Source organism: uncultured Allobosea sp. (assembly GCF_945957345.1).
Lineage (GTDB): Bacteria > Pseudomonadota > Alphaproteobacteria > Rhizobiales > Beijerinckiaceae > Allobosea.
The window spans coordinates 12823-28732 of the sequence record NZ_CAMFKW010000056.1; the positions used below are offsets into that span (position 1 = coordinate 12823).

Here is a 15910-nt window from a genome sequence, read left to right on the forward strand (position 1 = left end):
TTCCGAAAAGTGGGATCCACTTTTCGGTCCGATGTTCGAGGCGGCGGGCCTCACCGGCCCGCCGCCGCCCTTCCCCCGAGCGCCCTCGAGAGGCGTTCCGGAGAAGGGCGGCCCTCACGCCGCGAAGACCCCAGCGCCCTCAGGCGCCGTTCACAAGAGTACGAAGACGATTGGACTGATGTCTGCTGCGTTCGAGACCCGCACCGAGAGCCTGACCGCCTCCACCGGCGAAGCCCGCGATTTCTTCGCGCTGCTGAAGCCGCGCGTGATGTCGCTGGTCATCGTGACGGCGCTGACCGGCATGGCCACGGCGCCGGGCACGGTGCATCCCGTGCTTGCTCTCGCCGCGCTGCTCGCGATCGCGGTCGGCGCCGGCGCCTCGGGCTGCCTCAACATGTGGTACGACGCCGATATCGACGCGCTGATGAGCCGCACCGCCAAGCGGCCGATTCCGTCGGGCCGGATTTTGCCTTCCGAGGCACTGGCCTTCGGGTTGACGCTGTCGGTCGGCTCGGTCCTGGTCCTCGGGCTCATTGCCAATGTGCTGGCGGCGGCGATGCTCGCCTTCACCATCTTCTTCTATGCCGTCGTCTATTCAATGTGGCTGAAGCGCTGGACGCCGCAGAATATCGTGATCGGCGGCGCTGCCGGCGCCTTCCCGCCGATGATCGGCGAGGCCGTCGTGACCGGCAATCTCGGCTGGCATTCGCTGGTTCTGTTCGCGATCATCTTCCTGTGGACGCCGCCGCATTTCTGGGCTCTAGCCCTGGTCAAGTCCGGCGATTATGCGCGCGCCGGCATCCCGATGATGCCGAACGTCGCCGGCCCTGCAGCGACCCGCCGGCAGATCGTGCTCTATTCGCTGGTCATGGCGCCTGTCGCCGTCCTGCCCGCGCTGATGGGCTTCGGTGGCATGCTCTACCTCGCCGTCTCGGTCTCGACCGGCCTCGTCATGATCGCGCTGTCGATCCAGGTCTGGCTGCGGACCGAAGGCGCCGCAGCGACCAAGGCGTGCTGGTCGCTGTTCGGCTTCTCGATCATCTACCTGTTCCTGCTGTTTGCCGTGCTGCTCGTCGAGAACGGCTTCGGGCTGATGTGGGCCCTGCCGAAGGTGCTGGGATGAGCGATCAGCGCCCAAAGCAGAACACACCTGCCCCATTCTCCCCCGAGGACATGGCGCGCCGCCGCCGCCGCTCGATTGCGCTGGCACTGGTGCTCGCCGGCCTCGCGATCTTCTTCTTCGTGGTGACGCTGGTGAAGACCGGCCCCGCGATCCTGAACCGGCCGCTGTGATGACGAACCCCGTCCCTCAGCCACGCAAAGGCAATCCGGCGCGCACCGCGCTGATCTGCACCGGCGTCGCCTTCGGCATGCTCGGCGCCTCCTTCGCCGCTGTGCCGCTCTACGACCTGTTCTGCAAGGTCACCGGCTTCGGCGGCACGCCCATGGTCGGCACGGCCGGCGCCGGCAAGATCCTCGACCGGACGATGTCGGTGCGCTTCGACGCCAATGTCGCGCCGGGGTTGGGCTGGAAATTCGAGGCGGAGAGCCCCGAGATCAAGGTCAAGGTCGGCGCGACCCAGACCGTGTTCTACAAGATGACGAATCGCTCGGACCGCACGGTCACGGGCATCGCGACCTACAATATCGCGCCCGAGAAGGGCGCGGCCTATTTCGTCAAGATCCAGTGCTTCTGCTTCACCGAGCACACGCTGAAACCGGGCGAGAGCTTCGAAGCGCCGGTCGTGTTCTATATCGACCCCGAAATCGCTGATAATCGCGAGCTCGACGGGGTCCACGCCATCACGCTGTCCTATACCTATTTCGCCTCCAAGTCGGGCCAGCCCGTCGCGGAAGACAAGGCCGGCTCCGTCAAGGGTGACGCGGGCAATTCGAAACTGTAGAACCACGCTAGAGCAAAAGCGCGGACAAAAGCCGTACGCGGAGACTGAATACGATGGCCGGGGCCCATACGAAGCACCACGATTACCACCTCGTCGATCCGAGCCCGTGGCCGCTCGTCGGCGCCGCCAGCGCGACGATCATGGCGATCGGCGCGGTGATGTGGATGAAGGCGCTGCCGGTCGGCGGCATGCATCTCGGCCCGCTGGTCTTCGGCGCCGGTCTGCTCGGCGTGCTCTACACCATGCTCTCCTGGTGGATGGACGTCATCCGCGAGGCCGAGCGCGAGGGCCATCACACCCGCGTCGTCCAGATCCATCACCGCTACGGCATGATCATGTTCATCGCCTCCGAGGTGATGTTCTTCGTCGCCTGGTTCTGGGCCTATTTCGACGCCAGCCTCTTCTCGGGCGAGCAGATCAACTATCTGCGCTACGATTTCACCGGCGGGCACTGGCCGCCGAAGGGCATCGAGACCTTCGATCCCTGGCATCTGCCGCTGCTCAACACGCTGATCCTGCTGACCTCGGGCACGACCGTGACCTGGGCACATTACGCGCTGATCAACAATGATCGCGCCGGCCTGAAGCAGGCGCTGTGGCTGACCGTCATCCTCGGCACCCTGTTCACGCTGTGCCAAGCCTACGAGTATTCGCACGCCACGTTCGCCTTCAAGGGCAACATCTACGGCGCCACCTTCTTCATGGCGACGGGCTTCCACGGCTTCCACGTCATCATCGGCACGATCTTCCTGGCGATCTGCCTCTACCGGGCCTATCTCGGCCACTTCAAGCCGGACCAGCATCTGGGCTTCGAGTTCGCCGCCTGGTACTGGCACTTCGTCGACGTGGTCTGGCTGTTCCTGTTCGCCGCGATCTATGTCTGGGGCGCCGGCGTACCAGCCGCCGGGCACTGACCACTACGCCTGAACCGCGCCTCGCGGTCATCGTCTGACGAAAGGCGGCCGCGAGGCCGCCTTTCCTGTTTCGGAGACTCCGATGGCCGCTCCTGAACCGACACCACCCTCCCCCTATTCGACAGGCCTCGCGGGGCGCTGTCCGCGCTGCGGCGAAGGCGCGCTGTTCGACGGCTTCCTCAAGCTGAAGCCGCGCTGCAGCGCCTGCGGCCTCGACTACAAATTCGCCGACTCGGCGGATGGACCGGCCGTGTTCATCATGCTGATTGCAGGCTTCATCGTGCTCGGCGCCGCGCTCTATGTCGAAATCGCCTATGAGCCGCCGATCTGGCTGCACATGCTGCTATGGCTGCCGCTGGCCATCGTGCTCTGCCTCGGACTGCTCAGGCCGATGAAGGGGCTCGCCGTCGCCCTGCAATACGCCCACAAGGCCGAGGAAGGCAGGCGCGAATCGTGACCGCCGTGACGCCCCCCGCTTCCCGCAAACCCGGATTGTTGCTGCCGGCATTCCTGACCGTCATCGGCACGCTGGTGCTGTGCACGCTCGGCATCTGGCAGCTTCAGCGCATGAGCGAGAAGCACGCCTATCTCGACCGCCTCCAGCAGCAGGCGGCGGGTGCGGCGGCGTCGATGCCACCAAGCGCCGATTGGACAAAGCTAGACCCCATCGCGCTCGACCTGACCCATGTCGTTGCCAAGGGCAGCTATGTCGACGACCGCATCGCCGGCGTTCGTACCACCATTGCCGCCGGCCCACCTGGCAGCCGGCAGCTTTCGGGTTTCGGTCGCTGGATCTTCCAGGCCTTCAAGCTGGAGGATGGCGGCGTCATCCTGGTCAATCGCGGCTTCGTGCCAGAGAGCCGCCTCGGTCAGGTCGGCCCGGCACGCGGCCCCGACACCGTCACCGGTTTCCTGCGGGCGCCGGAGACCCGCAACAGCTTCACCCCCGCGGACCTGCCGGCGATCCGCGAATTCTACACGCGCGATCCTGCCGCCATCGCGGCCTCCCTCGGCCAGCCGCCCGCGCCGTTCTATCTGGAAGCCGCCCGTGAAGGCGACGGTATGACGCCCCCCGCTGGCGTCGATGTCCGTGAACTGATCGAACGCATTCCGGACAACCACCTGCAATATGCGCTGACCTGGTTCGGACTGGCGCTGACGTTGCTCGGCGTGTTCGCTGCCTGGGTTCTGCAGACGCGAAAGAGTTCCGCGGCAAACTGAGCGCTCAACGATTTTGCCCAAAGCGCCGGACCGGCCTATAGCATCAGGCTGAGATCACCGAGGCCAACATCGTGCTGCATGTTTCCACCCGGGGTGAAGCCCCGGCGCTCAGCTTTTCCGACGCATTGCTGACCGGGCTCGCCCGCGACGGCGGATTGTACCTGCCGCAGAGCTGGCCGGCGCTCTCCGCCACGGAGATCGCGGGTTTCGCCGGGAAGCCCTACACCGCTGTGGCCGAGCGCGTGCTCGGCGCGCTGAGCGACGGCGATATCGAAAGCGGCGCGCTCTCCGGCATGATCCGCGAGGCCTATGCCGGCTTCCGCCACCCGGCCGTCTGCCCGCTGACGCAGATCGGCGACAACCTCTTCGTGCTGGAACTGTTCCACGGCCCGACGCTGGCCTTCAAGGACGTGGCGATGCAGTTGCTCGGGCGCCTGATGGACCACGTGCTGGGCCAGCGCGGCCAGCGTGCCACCATCGTCGGCGCCACCTCGGGCGACACGGGCGGCGCGGCCATCGACGCCTTCAAGGGGCTGAAGAGCGTCGACGTCTTCATCCTCTATCCGCAGGGCCGCGTCTCGGATGTGCAGCGCCGGCAGATGACCACGGTCGATGCCGACAACGTTCATGCGATTGCGGTCGAAGGCACCTTCGACGACTGCCAGAACCTCGTGAAGGCGATGTTCAACCATCATGCCTTCCGCGACGAGATCGGGCTCTCCGGCGTCAACTCGATCAACTGGGCGCGCATCGCGGCGCAGGTGGTCTATTACTTCACGGCCGCCGTCTCGCTCGGCGGGCCGGGCCGCAAAGTCTCCTTCACGGTTCCGACCGGCAATTTCGGCGATATCCTCGCCGGCTGGGTCGCCAAGCAGATGGGCCTGCCGATCGAGCGGCTGGGCATCGCGACCAACAGCAACGACATTCTGGCGCGCACGCTCGAGACCGGCGCCTATGAGATGCGCGGCGTCCAGGCGACGACCTCGCCTTCGATGGACATCCAGATCTCCTCGAATTTCGAGCGGCTTCTGTTCGAGGCCCATGGCCGCGACGGCGCCGCCGTGCGCAGGTTGATGCAGTCGCTGCAGCAATCCGGCCGCTTCGAGATCGCCGGCGAGGCGCTTCAGCGCATTCGCAGCGAGTTCGACGCCGCTTCGCAGAGCGAGGACGAGATCGCCGCCGAAATCAAGAAGAGCTGGACCGAGGCTGGCTATCTGCTCGACCCGCATACCGCGATCGGCGTCGGCGCGGCCCGGCAGGCCGTGAAGCGCGATTCCGCGACGCCGATGATCGTGCTCGGCACGGCCCATCCCGCCAAGTTCCCGGCGGCGGTGAAAGCTGCGAGCGGCGTCGAGCCGGCGCTTCCGGCGCATCTCGCCGACCTGATGGAGCGCAAGGAGCGCGTGACGCTGCTCCCGAACGATCTCGGGAAGATCGAGGCCTTCGTGCGCGAGCATGCGCGGGCCGTGCGCGGGGCGGCGGCGTGAGCGCGACCCCGCCGATCGAGGAAGCCGAACTGGCCGCCCCCGCGCGGCCCGAGGGGCAGCACGATCCCGATGTCGCGCTGACCACCCTGCCCTCCGGCCTGCGCATCGTTTCGCAGCGCATGGACCATGCCGCGACCGTCTCGCTCGGCATCTGGATCGGGGCCGGCTCGCGCGACGAACTGCCGAACGAGCATGGCCTTGCCCATCTGCTCGAGCATATGGCGTTCAAGGGCACGGCGCGCCGCAGCGCCCTGGAGATTGCCGAGGAGATCGAAAGCGTCGGCGGCGATCTCAACGCCGCGACCTCCGTCGAATACACCTGCTACACCGCCCGCGTGCTCGGCTCGGATCTCGGTCTCGCCGTCGACATCCTCGCCGACATCATCACCTCGCCGTCCCTGACCGAGGAGGAATTGAAGCGCGAGAAAGGCGTGATCCTGCAAGAGATTTCGGCCGTGCAAGATACGCCCGACGATCTCGTCTATGACCGCTTTCTGCAGGCAGCCTTCCCGGACCAGCCGATCGGCCGGCCGATCCTCGGTACTGCCAAGACGGTGAAGGGCTTCACGCCCGACGCGATCCGCGCCTATCTCGCCCGCAACTACCATGCCGGCAACATGGTGCTCGCCGCCTCCGGTGCAGTCGATCATGACACGCTCGTGGCGCTCGCCAAGGAGCACCTGTCGCAACTGCCAGCAGCTCCGGCCACGCCCCTCACCCGCGAAGCCGGAGAGTATCGCGGCGGCGAAGCCCGCATCGGCAGCGACGAAGAGCAGGTCCATCTCGTGCTCGGCCTGCCCGGCCTACCCTTCAAGGGCGGCCTGCATTATCCGCTGCAGATATTCGCCTCGGTGCTCGGCGGAGGCCTGTCGTCGCGGCTGTTCCAGGAGGTGCGCGAGCAGCGCGGCCTCGCCTATGCGATCGATGCGTTCCACTGGCCCTTCTCCGATTGCGGCGTCTTCGGCATCGGGGCCGGGACGGCGCCGGAAGATGCAGGCGAATTGATCGAGGTCGCACTCGGCTGCCTGCGTCAGGCGGCGGAAGACGTCAGCGAAGCGGAAGTCGCCCGCGCCCGTGCCCAGATGAAAGTCGGCTTGCTGGCCTCGCTCGAAAGCCCCGGCGGCAAACTGGAGCAGATGGCGCGGCAGGTGCTGCTCTTCGGCCGGGCGATCCCGCGTGAGGAACTTGCCGCCCGACTCGATGCGGTGACGCTCGAGGACGTGCGCGCCGCCGGCCGCTCCTTGCTGGGGCACCAGCCGACGATCGCAGCCGTCGGCCCGACCCAAGGCCTGCCGCCTGCCAAGCGCCTGCGCCACGCGGCCCGGGCAGCGGACTGACCGGCGATGGCGCTCTTCCGTTTCCCGAGCGAGCCGCCGAGCCGCCCGCTGATCCGGACGCCGAACCTCTATCTGCGTGCGCCCCAGGCCACCGACCACGCGGCCTGGGCCATGCTGCGCATGGAAAGCCGGGAGTTTCTGACGCCCTGGGAACCAACCTGGAACGAAGACGACCTGACCCGCGCCTCGTTCCGCCTGCGCGCCAAGCGCGCCGCACGCGAGATTTCGACCGACGAGGCCTATTCGCTCTTCATCTTCGAGACGGGCACGGAAACCCTGATCGGCGGGCTGACGCTGGGGCTGATCCGGCGCGGCGTCGCCCAAGCCTGCACGCTCGGTTACTGGATGGGGCGGCGCCATGCCGGGAAAGGACATATGACGGAAGCCGTGCGCGGCGCGGTGCGCTTCGCCTTCTCCGATCTCGCCCTGCACCGCGTCGAGGCCGCCTGCCTGCCCAATAACGAGCCGTCACGGCGCCTGCTGGAACGCGTCGGCTTCCAGCATGAAGGGCTGGCGCGGGCCTATCTCAAGATCAACGGCAACTGGGCCGATCACCTGCTCTACGCCGTGCTTTCCACCGATCCCTTGCCCGGAAGCAGGCCGTGATTGCGGCGGTTGACCACAGGCCCGCTTCGCCTTGCCCTTGCCATGAGCGGCCGATAGGGCTTTTCGTTAAATTGCGAATGATCGCTTCCCGCCTGATAGCCGAGCACAGCTTGTCCATTTCTGCGCGCATCTTCCGGGCCGGCCTCGCCTTGGCCGGCCTTGTCCTGTGGTTCTGCGCGGCCGTTCTGCCGGCCCAGGCCGTCGAGGCGGTTCGCGTTCCCGTCGACGCCCCCGTGATCGACCTGACCAATGTCGTCGAGCGCAACAAATCCGACGGCGACGTCATCCAGATCTCGACCGCACCGGGGCCGGACGGCATCGTCCGGCGCATCGCCGTCAAGGCGCGCGAGGCCGGCGCACGCCCGGACTGGATCGTCTTCGCGCTCACCAATGATTCCGACGAGCAGATCGACCGGTTGCTGGTCGCGCCGTTCCACCGCCTGATCGGCTCCGGCGTGATCTGGCCCGATCTCGGCGACAAGCGCATCGAGGCGGTGACGGCAAGCCAGGGCCTCTCGCCCGACCGCGAGCCGAGCCCCGATGCCGACGTCTTCCTGATCACGCTCGACCCCGGCACGACCGTGACCTTCGTCGCCGAGCTCAAGTCGCCCAACCTGCCACAGCTCTATCTCTACGAGGCCGAGGCCTATCGGCAGAAGACCAACGGCCTGACGCTCTACAAGGGCATCATCATCGGGATCGCCGGCCTGCTCGCGCTGTTCCTGACCATCATCTTCGTGGTCAAGGGCGCGGTGATCTTCCCGGCTGCCGCTGCGCTCGCCTGGGCAGTGCTGGCCTATGCCGGCCTCGATTTCGGCTTCTTCCAGCGGCTGTTCCCGCTCACACCTGCGATCGAGCGAATCTATCGCGCCGGTGCCGAGGTCGTTCTGGCGGCGACGCTGCTCGTCTTCCTCTTCGCCTATCTCAACCTGTCGCGCTGGCATGTGCGCTACGGCCATGTCACGCTGCTCTGGATTCTCGGTCTCGCCGGCTTGATCGGGCTTGCCGTCTTCGACGCGCCGATGGCGTCGGGCATCGCGCGCATCTCCATCGCGGCCGTGGCAGCGATCGGCTTCATCCTCGTCGTGCATCTGGCGACGCATGGCTACGAGCGGGCGGTGATGCTGATCCCGACCTGGTTCCTGCTCGCCGTCTGGGTGACGGCCGCGAGCTTCACCGTGACCGGGCAATTTCAACGTGATTTGGTCGCACCTGCCTTGTTGGGCGGCCTCGTCCTGATCGTGCTGCTGATCGGCTTCACCGTGATCCAGCACGCCTTCGCAGGCGGCGCGATCTCGCAAGGGCTGGTCTCGGATACCGAACGGCGAGCGCTTGCGCTGTCAGGCTCAGGCGATCTCGTCTTCGACTGGGATGTCAGCTCCGACAAGGTCTTTGTTTCCCCGCAGATCGAGACGCTGCTCGGCCTGCCCAAGGGTTCGCTCGAAGGCTCGGCCGCACGCTGGCTGGAGCACATGCATGTCGCCGATCGCGACCGCTACCGCGTCACGCTCGACGCCGTGCTGGAGCAGCGCCGCGGCAAGCTCAATCTCGACCTGCGCCTGCGTGCCGCGAACGGCGCCTATCACTGGGTGAACGTCAAGGCACGGCCGGTGATCGGCTCGGACGGCGAGGTCATCCGCGTCATCGGCACGCTCGCGGATGTCACCGAGCAGCGCACTGCGCAGGAGCGCCTGCTGCACGATGCCGTCCATGACAACCTGACCGGCCTGCCCAACCGCAAGCTGTTCCAGGACAGGCTCGGCGCGATCTTCGGCTTCACCCGCGCCGACGACAATATCCGCCCGACCGTGCTCGTCATCGATGTCGACCGCTTCAAGCAGGTCAACGAATCCGTCGGCTTCTCGGCCGGCGATTCGATCCTGCTGACGCTGGCGCGCCGCCTCGGCCGCCTGCTCCGGGCGCAGGACACGCTCGCCCGCATCGGCGGCGACACCTTCGCGATGATCCTCGTCTCGGAGCGCGACCCCGAGCGCATCCTGGCCCTGGCCGAGCTGGTGCGCCGCGCCGTCTCCACGCCGATCACCTATGCCGAGCGCGAGATCGTGCTGACGCCCTCGATCGGGCTCGCCCTGTTCGATCCGGCACCGGCCTCGCGCAAGGAAGACGCGCTGAAGAATGCCGAGCTCGCCATGGCCCATGCCAAGCGCCAGGGCGGCAACAAGATCGAGGTCTTCGTGCCGGCGATGCGGACGGACCGCAACGACCGCCTCGCCCTGGAAAGCGACCTGCGCCGGGCGATCGAACGCAACGAGATCCAGGTCATGTACCAGCCGATCGTCCGGCTGGAGGACCGCACCATCGCCGGCTTCGAGGCGCTGGTGCGCTGGGACCATCCGCGCGAAGGCAGATTGATGCCGCAGGATTTCCTCGCCATCGCCGAGGAGACCGGGCTGATCGTCGATCTCGGCGTCTATGTCATGGACAAGACCGCGCGCGAGCTGGAAGCCTGGCAGGCGGCGCTGGAGGTCGATCCGCCGATCTTCGCCAGCGTCAACGTCTCCAGCCGGCAATTGCTGCGCCACGACCTGCTGCATGATGTGAAGACCGTGCTCGGGCGCCGGCGCGTGCTGCCGGGCACGCTGAAACTCGAGATCACCGAGAGCCTCGTGATGGAGAACCCGGAATATGCCGCGCAGATGCTGCAGCGCATCCGCGATCTCGGCGCCGGCCTCTCGCTCGACGATTTCGGCACGGGCTATTCCTCGCTGTCCTATCTGCAGCGCTTCCCCTTCGACACGATCAAGATCGACCAGAGCTTCGTGCGCCAGATGGGCAATGGCCGCCCGCCGGTGATCCTGCGCTCGATCGTGCAGCTCGCCGCCGATCTCCATATGGACGTCGTCGCCGAGGGCGCGGAGAGCGAGTCGGATGCGATCGAGCTCTACCAGCTCGGCTGCCAATACGCGCAGGGCTACATCTTCGGGCAGCCAATGACGGCGGCGGAGGCGCGGCGCCTGATGGGTGCGGCGGCTGCGGCGGCGACAGAGGCGGCTTAAAAATCCTTCTCCCCTCGGGGGAGAAGGTGGCAGCGCGAAGCGCCGACGGATGAGGGCTACGCCACATCGCAGAAAGAATGAAGGGCCGCTTGCGCGACCCTTCCCTCATCCGTCTGCTTCGCAGACACCTTCTCCCCCGAGGGGAGAAGGATTCACGCGTGCCCCGCCTCGCGCGACAGGAAGGCCGGATCGATGCCGATCTTGCCGAGCGCGCGCTGGTACTTGGTCTCGACGCTCTCGTCGAAGAGCAGTTCGGGATCGGCCGGACAATGCAGCCAGCCATTGGACTGGATTTCGGCCTCCAGTTGGCCCGCTGCCCATCCGGCATAGCCCAACGCCAGCACGGCGCTCTCAGGCCCCTCGCCAGAGGCGATGGCGCGCAGGATGTCCAGCGTCGCCGTCAGGCAGATGCCCTCGTCGATCGGCAGGGTCGCCGATTCCAGGAAGAAATCGGCGGTGTGCAGGACGAAGCCGCGCTTGGTCTCGACCGGGCCGCCGCGCAGCACCTGCATGCGCTCGGCCCGGCTCGGCAGGCGGATCACCTCCTCGGAGGGGATCACGTCGAGCTGGACCAGCAGTTCCGGGAATTTCGTATCGCCCGCCGGCTTGTTGACGATGATGCCCATCGCCCCGTCCTCGGAATGGGCGCAGACATAGACGACGCTGCGGCTGAAGCGTGTATCGGCCATGCCCGGCATCGCGATCAGGCATTGTCCGTCGAGATAGGAGCGGCCGGCGGCGCGCGATTGTGAGCCAAGCTTCATAGGGTACATGCTAGAGGCTGTCGGGGAGGATCGGCAAGGCTTGGCTTGAGCCGACCAATGTCGAAAGCGTATCTGTCGTGTCGGCGCCGCACCCCGGATCACGTTCGCGTGCCCTAGCGCAACGCATGTGCGTAGCCGCATGGATACCCCGATTGCGCCCCAATCCTGCGCAAGATTGCCGGGGTGTCGCACGCGCGAGGACGGGCGAAGGAAGACAGGTTTTGTTCGCTTTTCAGGCTCGCAACCGTTAAAGGCTGGGCCCGTGAACCGTATTCTTCCCCTGCTGGCCATGATCCTGCTGGCGCTTGGCCCCGCTGCCCGCGCCCAGGAGGCGACGACGGAAGCCGCCACCTCGCCCTGGTCGGCGAGCGAGCATGCGAAGCTGCGCCTGATCGCCGGTCCGACGACCGCGACCGGCAAGCAGCGAGTCGGCGTCGAGATCGTGATGTCGCCGGGCTACAAGACCTATTGGCGCAGCCCCGGACAGTTCGGCGTGCCGCCGGCCTTCGACTGGTCGGGCTCGACCAATATCGGCGGGCTCGACGTGCGCTGGCCGGTGCCCGAGCGCTTCCAGGATTCGGCGGGCTATTCCATCGGCTATGTCGGCGAGGTCGTCATTCCGATCTCGGTCCAGCCGGTCGATCCGTCGCGACCCGTCCTCGTCGTGCTGAAGCTCGACTATGCCGTCTGCGAGAAGATCTGCATCCCCGCCAAGGGCGAGGCGAGCCTGTGGCTCGAGCCCGGCGTGACGACCGTGACCTCGCCCCGGCTCGAAAGCTTCGAGGCGCGCGTGCCGGTCTCCACCAAGCCCGGTCCCCACAAGGAGAAGATTGCGATCGTCGAAGCCGGACCGGACGAGAGCGTGGTCGACCCGGGCTTGCGACTCGTGCTTCAGCCGCCGCCGGACGGCCGGATCGAGGATGTCTTCATCGAAGGCTCCGGCATGTGGTCCTTCGGCAAGTCCAGGCTGACGCCGCAGGCGGACGGCACGGTGCTCGCCCAGATCAGGATCGACGAGCGCCCGAAGGGCACGGCCGGCCCGATCCCACTGATCTTCACCGTGCGCGGCACGCCGCGGCCGGTCGAGACGCGGCTGGAACTCGACATCCCCGCCGGCAAGCCGTAATCGGTGAGGCCGGGCGGCCCCTTCGGCCGCGGGCTTCACGGAGAAACAGGCTGATGACCATCAAGGTGGGTGACAAGCTTCCACAGGCGACGTTCCGCGTCATGACCGCCGACGGCCCGGCCGCGCGCACGACCGACGACCTGTTCGCCGGCAAGAAGGTGGTGCTCTTCGCCGTTCCCGGCGCCTTCACCCCGACCTGCCATCGCAACCATCTGCCCGGCTTCCTGGAGAAGGCGGCCGAGATCAAGGCGAAGGGCGTCGATGCCATCATGGTGACCGGCGTCAACGACGTCTTCGTCATGGATGCCTGGTCGAAGGCGACCGGCGGCGCCGGCGTGATCGAGTTCATCTCGGACGGCAATGCCGATTTCGCCAAAGAGATCGGCCTCTCGATGGACGGCTCGGGATTCGGCCTCGGCACCCGCTCGCAGCGCTATTCGATGCTGGTCGAGGACGGCGTGGTGAGGGTGCTCAATGTCGAGGAAGCCGCCGGCAAGGCGGAAGCCTCCGGCGCCGAGGCGATGCTCGCCAAGCTCTGAGCCAGAGGCACGGAGAGAGATTTGAGCCCGCGCAGCCGCTGCGCGGGCTTTTTGTTGGCTGGCCGGATAGGGCAAATGTCTGCAAACGGTCGGGGGCGGACTCGTTCGCCTAACCGCGCGAAAGATAAACTAGGGCGCCGAAGATGGCCCCGAACCATAGGAATTGCCCCAACGCGATAGCCGCTAAGTATGAAACGATTGGCTGCTCCCCGCGGCGCCAGAGTATCTTGAAGGGCTTTTGATTGTGGTATCCGTAATCGCTGACATCCAAACTGCCGAGCGATAAGCCTTGGATTATCGCGCGACCGGTCCAGTAGCCGAGCAATTGGGTTAGCGAGAACCAAATCAGGCGAGCGAAGAAGCGCATAGTCGATTCGAACAAATCCCCCTCCTAGCGCATCTGCGCAACGTAACTTGCTGCGCCTACCGAACGATGAACGGCAATATCCGCAACGGGTCGGGAGCGGACCCAGCTTTTGACATTGCGAGGAGTACGCCACCCCTTAAGGTGCTCCACCTCTTTGGCGCATAGGTGAGGACATGCCGTTTCAGGGCTTCGTTGTCGAACCTGCGGATCTGGCAAAATTGGCTGGCGCTTTCGACGCAGCCTGGATGGCGGTGAACAGCGTCAACACCGTCGGAGGCCAGCAGCAGAGGCGGGCGAGAGCTCGCCTGGCGGCTATCATTCTCGATCTTTGGAGGGAAGATCCCGCTCAGGCTCTGAGCGCCAGCGCTGTCGAGCGCTTCCTCGCATCGGACCAACCCGGTTGATCGATCCGATCTGCGCTTGTCATGAGACAAGCCGCGAAGCCCCGGCTAGTTTCCCGGCCGGAGGAGAACACCGATGGCCGAGATTACCATTCGCCCGCTTGCCGCGACCGACCGGGAGGCCTGGACGCCGCTCTGGCATGGCTACCTGACCTTCTACAAGGCGACGCTGCCGCCGGAGATCGACGCAATCACCTTCGGACGCCTGACCGGCGGCGAGGAGCCGATGGGCGGCTTCCTCGCCTTTCAGGGCGACAAGCCGCTCGGCATGGTCAACTGGGTGATCCACCGCACGACCTGGAGCGAGAAGCCGATCTGCTACCTCCAGGACCTGTTCACCGTGCCGGAATCGCGCGGCACCGGCATCGGCCGCAAGTTGATCGAGGCCGTGAACCAGATGGCGCGCGCCAAGAACTGCTTCCGCGTCTACTGGCAGACGCATGAATCCAACCTTCAGGGACAGGCGCTCTACGACAAGGTCGCCGACAAGTCGGGCTTCATCGTCTACCGCCAGCCGCTCGGCTGACAGCCTAGCACGGAGCGAGAACGCCCTGACGCACGATCGACGGCATGGATGCAGCTTCGTTCGTGCATCCGTGCAATCGCAATGACGCCGCCAGCACCTATATCAGGACTGCTCCGGCAGGTTGCTTCGCAGCCGTGCCGAACCATCCTTTGGGCGCGCGCATCCAGCGCGCAAGCTGCGAGAGGCGCATCATGAAGAAGATCGGCTTTCTCTCCTTCGGCCACTGGTCGCCTTCGCAGCAATCCGGCACCCGCTCGGCGGGCGACGCGCTGCTACAGTCGATCGATCTCGCCGTCGCGGCCGAAGAGCTCGGTGCGGACGGCGCCTATTTCCGCGTCCACCATTTCGCGCGCCAGCTCGCCTCGCCCTTCCCGCTGCTGGCGGCGGCAGGGGCCAAAACCAGCCACATCGAACTCGGCACGGCCGTGATCGACATGCGCTACGAGAACCCGCTCTACATGGCCGAGGATGCCGGCGCCGCCGATCTCATCGCCGGCGGGCGCCTCCAGCTCGGCATCAGCCGCGGCTCGCCTGAGCAGGTCATCGATGGTTTCCGCCATTTCGGCTATCAGCCGGCGGAGGGGCAGAGCGACGCCGATATGGGGCGGCGCCATGCCGAGGTCTTCCTCGACGTGCTGCGCGGCGAGGGCTTCGCCCCGCCGAACCCGCGGCCGATGTTCCCGAATCCGCCGGGCCTGCTCAGGCTGGAGCCGCATTCCGAGGGCTTGCGCGAGCGCATCTGGTGGGGCGCGGCCTCGGATGCGACCGCCATCTGGGCGGCCAAGCTCGGCATGAACCTGCAGAGTTCGACCCTGAAGAACGACGAGACGGGCGAGCCCTTCCATATCCAGCAGGCAAAGCAGATCCGCGCCTATCGTGAGGCCTGGAAGGAGGCGGGGCATGCCCGCGAGCCTCGGGTCTCCGTCAGCCGCAGCATTTTTGCCCTGGTGGATGACCGAGACCGCGCCTATTTCGGCCGGGGCGAAAAAGGCGACGACCAGATCGGCTATATCGACGAGAATACCCGCGCCATCTTCGGGCGCAGCTATGCGGCCGAGCCGGACAAGCTCGTCGAGGAACTCCGGCGGGACGAGGCGATCGCCGAGGCGGACACGCTGCTGCTGACGGTACCGAACCAGCTCGGCGTCGACTACAACGCCCATGTGATCGAAGCGATCCTGAAGCATGTCGCGCCCGCACTGGGCTGGCGCTAAGGTGCTCCACGGTTCCCCCTCGTCATGTGGGGGAGCCGTTACCTCAGCGGCTTGAATGGCGCCATGCCGGCCCGCGCCAGAGCGTCGGCGCGCTCGTTCATCTCGTCGCCGGCATGGCCCTTGACCCATTTCCACTCGATCTTGTGGCGGCCGAGCGCGGCTTCGAGGCGCTGCCACAGCTCGGCGTTCTTGACCGGCTTGCGGTCGGCCGTCTTCCAGCCGTTCTTCTTCCAGCCATGGATCCAGCCGGTGATGCCCTGCCGCAGATATTGGCTGTCGGTGTGGAGCGCGACCGTGACGGGCCGCTTCAACGCCTCCAGTGCCGCGATCGCCGCCATCAGCTCCATGCGGTTGTTGGTGGTCTGCGCCTCGCCGCCGGAAAGTTCCTTCTCGACGCCGTTGAAGGTCAGGATCGCGCCCCAGCCGCCGGGGCCGGGATTGCCCGAGCAGGCGCCGTCCGTCCAGACTTCGACCGTATCGCTCATGG

General features: G+C 66.4%; 17 protein-coding genes. 15 read left to right on the forward strand and 2 right to left on the reverse strand.

Features of this window, described 5'->3' with window-relative positions:
• Positions 1–178 precede the first annotated feature (178 nt).
• The 10 genes from Q0Q36_RS21460 to Q0Q36_RS21505 all read left to right on the forward strand — a co-directional run bounded on the left by Q0Q36_RS21460 (position 179) and on the right by Q0Q36_RS21505 (position 10486).
• Complete coding sequence (locus Q0Q36_RS21460; protein ID WP_293801288.1) at positions 179–1123, forward strand: heme o synthase; 945 nt, start codon at positions 179–181, stop codon at positions 1121–1123.
• A complete protein-coding gene (locus Q0Q36_RS21465) occupies positions 1120–1293 on the forward strand; it encodes a hypothetical protein (protein ID WP_293801289.1) in 174 nt (57 codons plus the stop codon). Before Q0Q36_RS21460 ends, Q0Q36_RS21465 begins: the two co-directional genes overlap by 4 nt.
• Complete coding sequence (locus Q0Q36_RS21470; protein WP_293801290.1) at positions 1293–1904, forward strand: cytochrome c oxidase assembly protein; 612 nt, start codon at positions 1293–1295, stop codon at positions 1902–1904. Before Q0Q36_RS21465 ends, Q0Q36_RS21470 begins: the two co-directional genes overlap by 1 nt.
• 53 nt (positions 1905–1957) lie before the next feature.
• Entirely contained in the window at positions 1958–2818 is an 861-nt protein-coding gene (locus Q0Q36_RS21475) for a cytochrome c oxidase subunit 3 (RefSeq protein WP_265058282.1), read from the forward strand.
• Between the two features lie 82 nt (positions 2819–2900).
• Positions 2901–3275 carry a DUF983 domain-containing protein gene (locus Q0Q36_RS21480; RefSeq protein WP_293801291.1) on the forward strand — a complete coding sequence of 125 codons (375 nt, stop codon included), beginning with the start codon at positions 2901–2903 and terminating at the stop codon, positions 3273–3275.
• On the forward strand, positions 3272–4039 hold the full coding sequence (locus Q0Q36_RS21485; protein WP_293801292.1) for an SURF1 family protein: 768 nt from the start codon (positions 3272–3274) through the stop codon (positions 4037–4039). Before Q0Q36_RS21480 ends, Q0Q36_RS21485 begins: the two co-directional genes overlap by 4 nt.
• A gap of 71 nt (positions 4040–4110) precedes the next feature.
• Positions 4111–5526, forward strand: a complete 1416-nt coding sequence (thrC, locus tag Q0Q36_RS21490) for a threonine synthase (RefSeq protein ID WP_293801294.1) — start codon at positions 4111–4113, stop codon at positions 5524–5526.
• 29 nt (positions 5527–5555) lie between these two features.
• Positions 5556–6863, forward strand: coding sequence for a pitrilysin family protein (locus Q0Q36_RS21495; protein ID WP_293801313.1), 1308 nt, complete (start codon positions 5556–5558; stop codon positions 6861–6863).
• A gap of 6 nt (positions 6864–6869) precedes the next feature.
• Positions 6870–7469 (forward strand): GNAT family protein, encoded by a 600-nt coding sequence (locus Q0Q36_RS21500; RefSeq protein WP_293801296.1) that lies wholly within the window; start codon positions 6870–6872, stop codon positions 7467–7469.
• A gap of 77 nt (positions 7470–7546) precedes the next feature.
• Complete coding sequence (locus tag Q0Q36_RS21505; protein WP_293801298.1) at positions 7547–10486, forward strand: EAL domain-containing protein; 2940 nt, start codon at positions 7547–7549, stop codon at positions 10484–10486.
• A gap of 152 nt (positions 10487–10638) precedes the next feature.
• On the opposite strand, the gene Q0Q36_RS21510 is transcribed toward Q0Q36_RS21505, so the two are convergent.
• A complete protein-coding gene (locus Q0Q36_RS21510; RefSeq protein WP_265058276.1) occupies positions 10639–11250 on the reverse strand; it encodes a YqgE/AlgH family protein in 612 nt (203 codons plus the stop codon).
• A gap of 262 nt (positions 11251–11512) precedes the next feature.
• On the opposite strand from Q0Q36_RS21510, the gene Q0Q36_RS21515 reads away from it, so the two are divergent.
• The 5 genes from Q0Q36_RS21515 to Q0Q36_RS21535 all read left to right on the forward strand — a co-directional run bounded on the left by Q0Q36_RS21515 (position 11513) and on the right by Q0Q36_RS21535 (position 15423).
• Positions 11513–12376 carry a protein-disulfide reductase DsbD domain-containing protein gene (locus tag Q0Q36_RS21515; RefSeq protein WP_293801300.1) on the forward strand — a complete coding sequence of 288 codons (864 nt, stop codon included), beginning with the start codon at positions 11513–11515 and terminating at the stop codon, positions 12374–12376.
• Between the two features lie 53 nt (positions 12377–12429).
• Entirely contained in the window at positions 12430–12915 is a 486-nt protein-coding gene (locus Q0Q36_RS21520; RefSeq protein ID WP_293801302.1) for a peroxiredoxin, read from the forward strand.
• Positions 12916–13455: 540 nt separating this feature from the next.
• Positions 13456–13686, forward strand: a complete 231-nt coding sequence (locus Q0Q36_RS21525) for a hypothetical protein (protein WP_293801304.1) — start codon at positions 13456–13458, stop codon at positions 13684–13686.
• Positions 13687–13759: 73 nt separating this feature from the next.
• Positions 13760–14209 carry a GNAT family N-acetyltransferase gene (locus Q0Q36_RS21530; protein WP_265058272.1) on the forward strand — a complete coding sequence of 150 codons (450 nt, stop codon included), beginning with the start codon at positions 13760–13762 and terminating at the stop codon, positions 14207–14209.
• A 191-nt stretch (positions 14210–14400) separates the two neighbouring features.
• A complete protein-coding gene (locus Q0Q36_RS21535; protein WP_293801307.1) occupies positions 14401–15423 on the forward strand; it encodes an LLM class flavin-dependent oxidoreductase in 1023 nt (340 codons plus the stop codon).
• A 38-nt stretch (positions 15424–15461) separates the two neighbouring features.
• Here Q0Q36_RS21535 and rnhA read toward each other — a convergent pair whose 3' ends face one another.
• Entirely contained in the window at positions 15462–15908 is a 447-nt protein-coding gene (rnhA, locus tag Q0Q36_RS21540) for a ribonuclease HI (RefSeq protein WP_293801309.1), read from the reverse strand.
• Positions 15909–15910 lie beyond the last annotated feature (2 nt).

Coding starts and splice junctions, on each gene's coding strand:
- Q0Q36_RS21460 (WP_293801288.1), top strand. CDS start 179: ATGTCTGCTGCGTTCGAGACCCGCACCGAGAGCCTGACCGCCTCCACC.
- Q0Q36_RS21465 (WP_293801289.1), top strand. CDS start 1,120: ATGAGCGATCAGCGCCCAAAGCAGAACACACCTGCCCCATTCTCCCCC.
- Q0Q36_RS21470 (WP_293801290.1), top strand. CDS start 1,293: ATGACGAACCCCGTCCCTCAGCCACGCAAAGGCAATCCGGCGCGCACC.
- Q0Q36_RS21475 (WP_265058282.1), top strand. CDS start 1,958: ATGGCCGGGGCCCATACGAAGCACCACGATTACCACCTCGTCGATCCG.
- Q0Q36_RS21480 (WP_293801291.1), top strand. CDS start 2,901: ATGGCCGCTCCTGAACCGACACCACCCTCCCCCTATTCGACAGGCCTC.
- Q0Q36_RS21500 (WP_293801296.1), top strand. CDS start 6,870: ATGGCGCTCTTCCGTTTCCCGAGCGAGCCGCCGAGCCGCCCGCTGATC.
- Q0Q36_RS21505 (WP_293801298.1), top strand. CDS start 7,547: ATGATCGCTTCCCGCCTGATAGCCGAGCACAGCTTGTCCATTTCTGCG.
- Q0Q36_RS21510 (WP_265058276.1), bottom strand. CDS start 11,250: ATGAAGCTTGGCTCACAATCGCGCGCCGCCGGCCGCTCCTATCTCGAC.
- Q0Q36_RS21520 (WP_293801302.1), top strand. CDS start 12,430: ATGACCATCAAGGTGGGTGACAAGCTTCCACAGGCGACGTTCCGCGTC.
- Q0Q36_RS21525 (WP_293801304.1), top strand. CDS start 13,456: ATGCCGTTTCAGGGCTTCGTTGTCGAACCTGCGGATCTGGCAAAATTG.
- Q0Q36_RS21530 (WP_265058272.1), top strand. CDS start 13,760: ATGGCCGAGATTACCATTCGCCCGCTTGCCGCGACCGACCGGGAGGCC.
- Q0Q36_RS21535 (WP_293801307.1), top strand. CDS start 14,401: ATGAAGAAGATCGGCTTTCTCTCCTTCGGCCACTGGTCGCCTTCGCAG.
- rnhA (WP_293801309.1), bottom strand. CDS start 15,908: ATGAGCGATACGGTCGAAGTCTGGACGGACGGCGCCTGCTCGGGCAAT.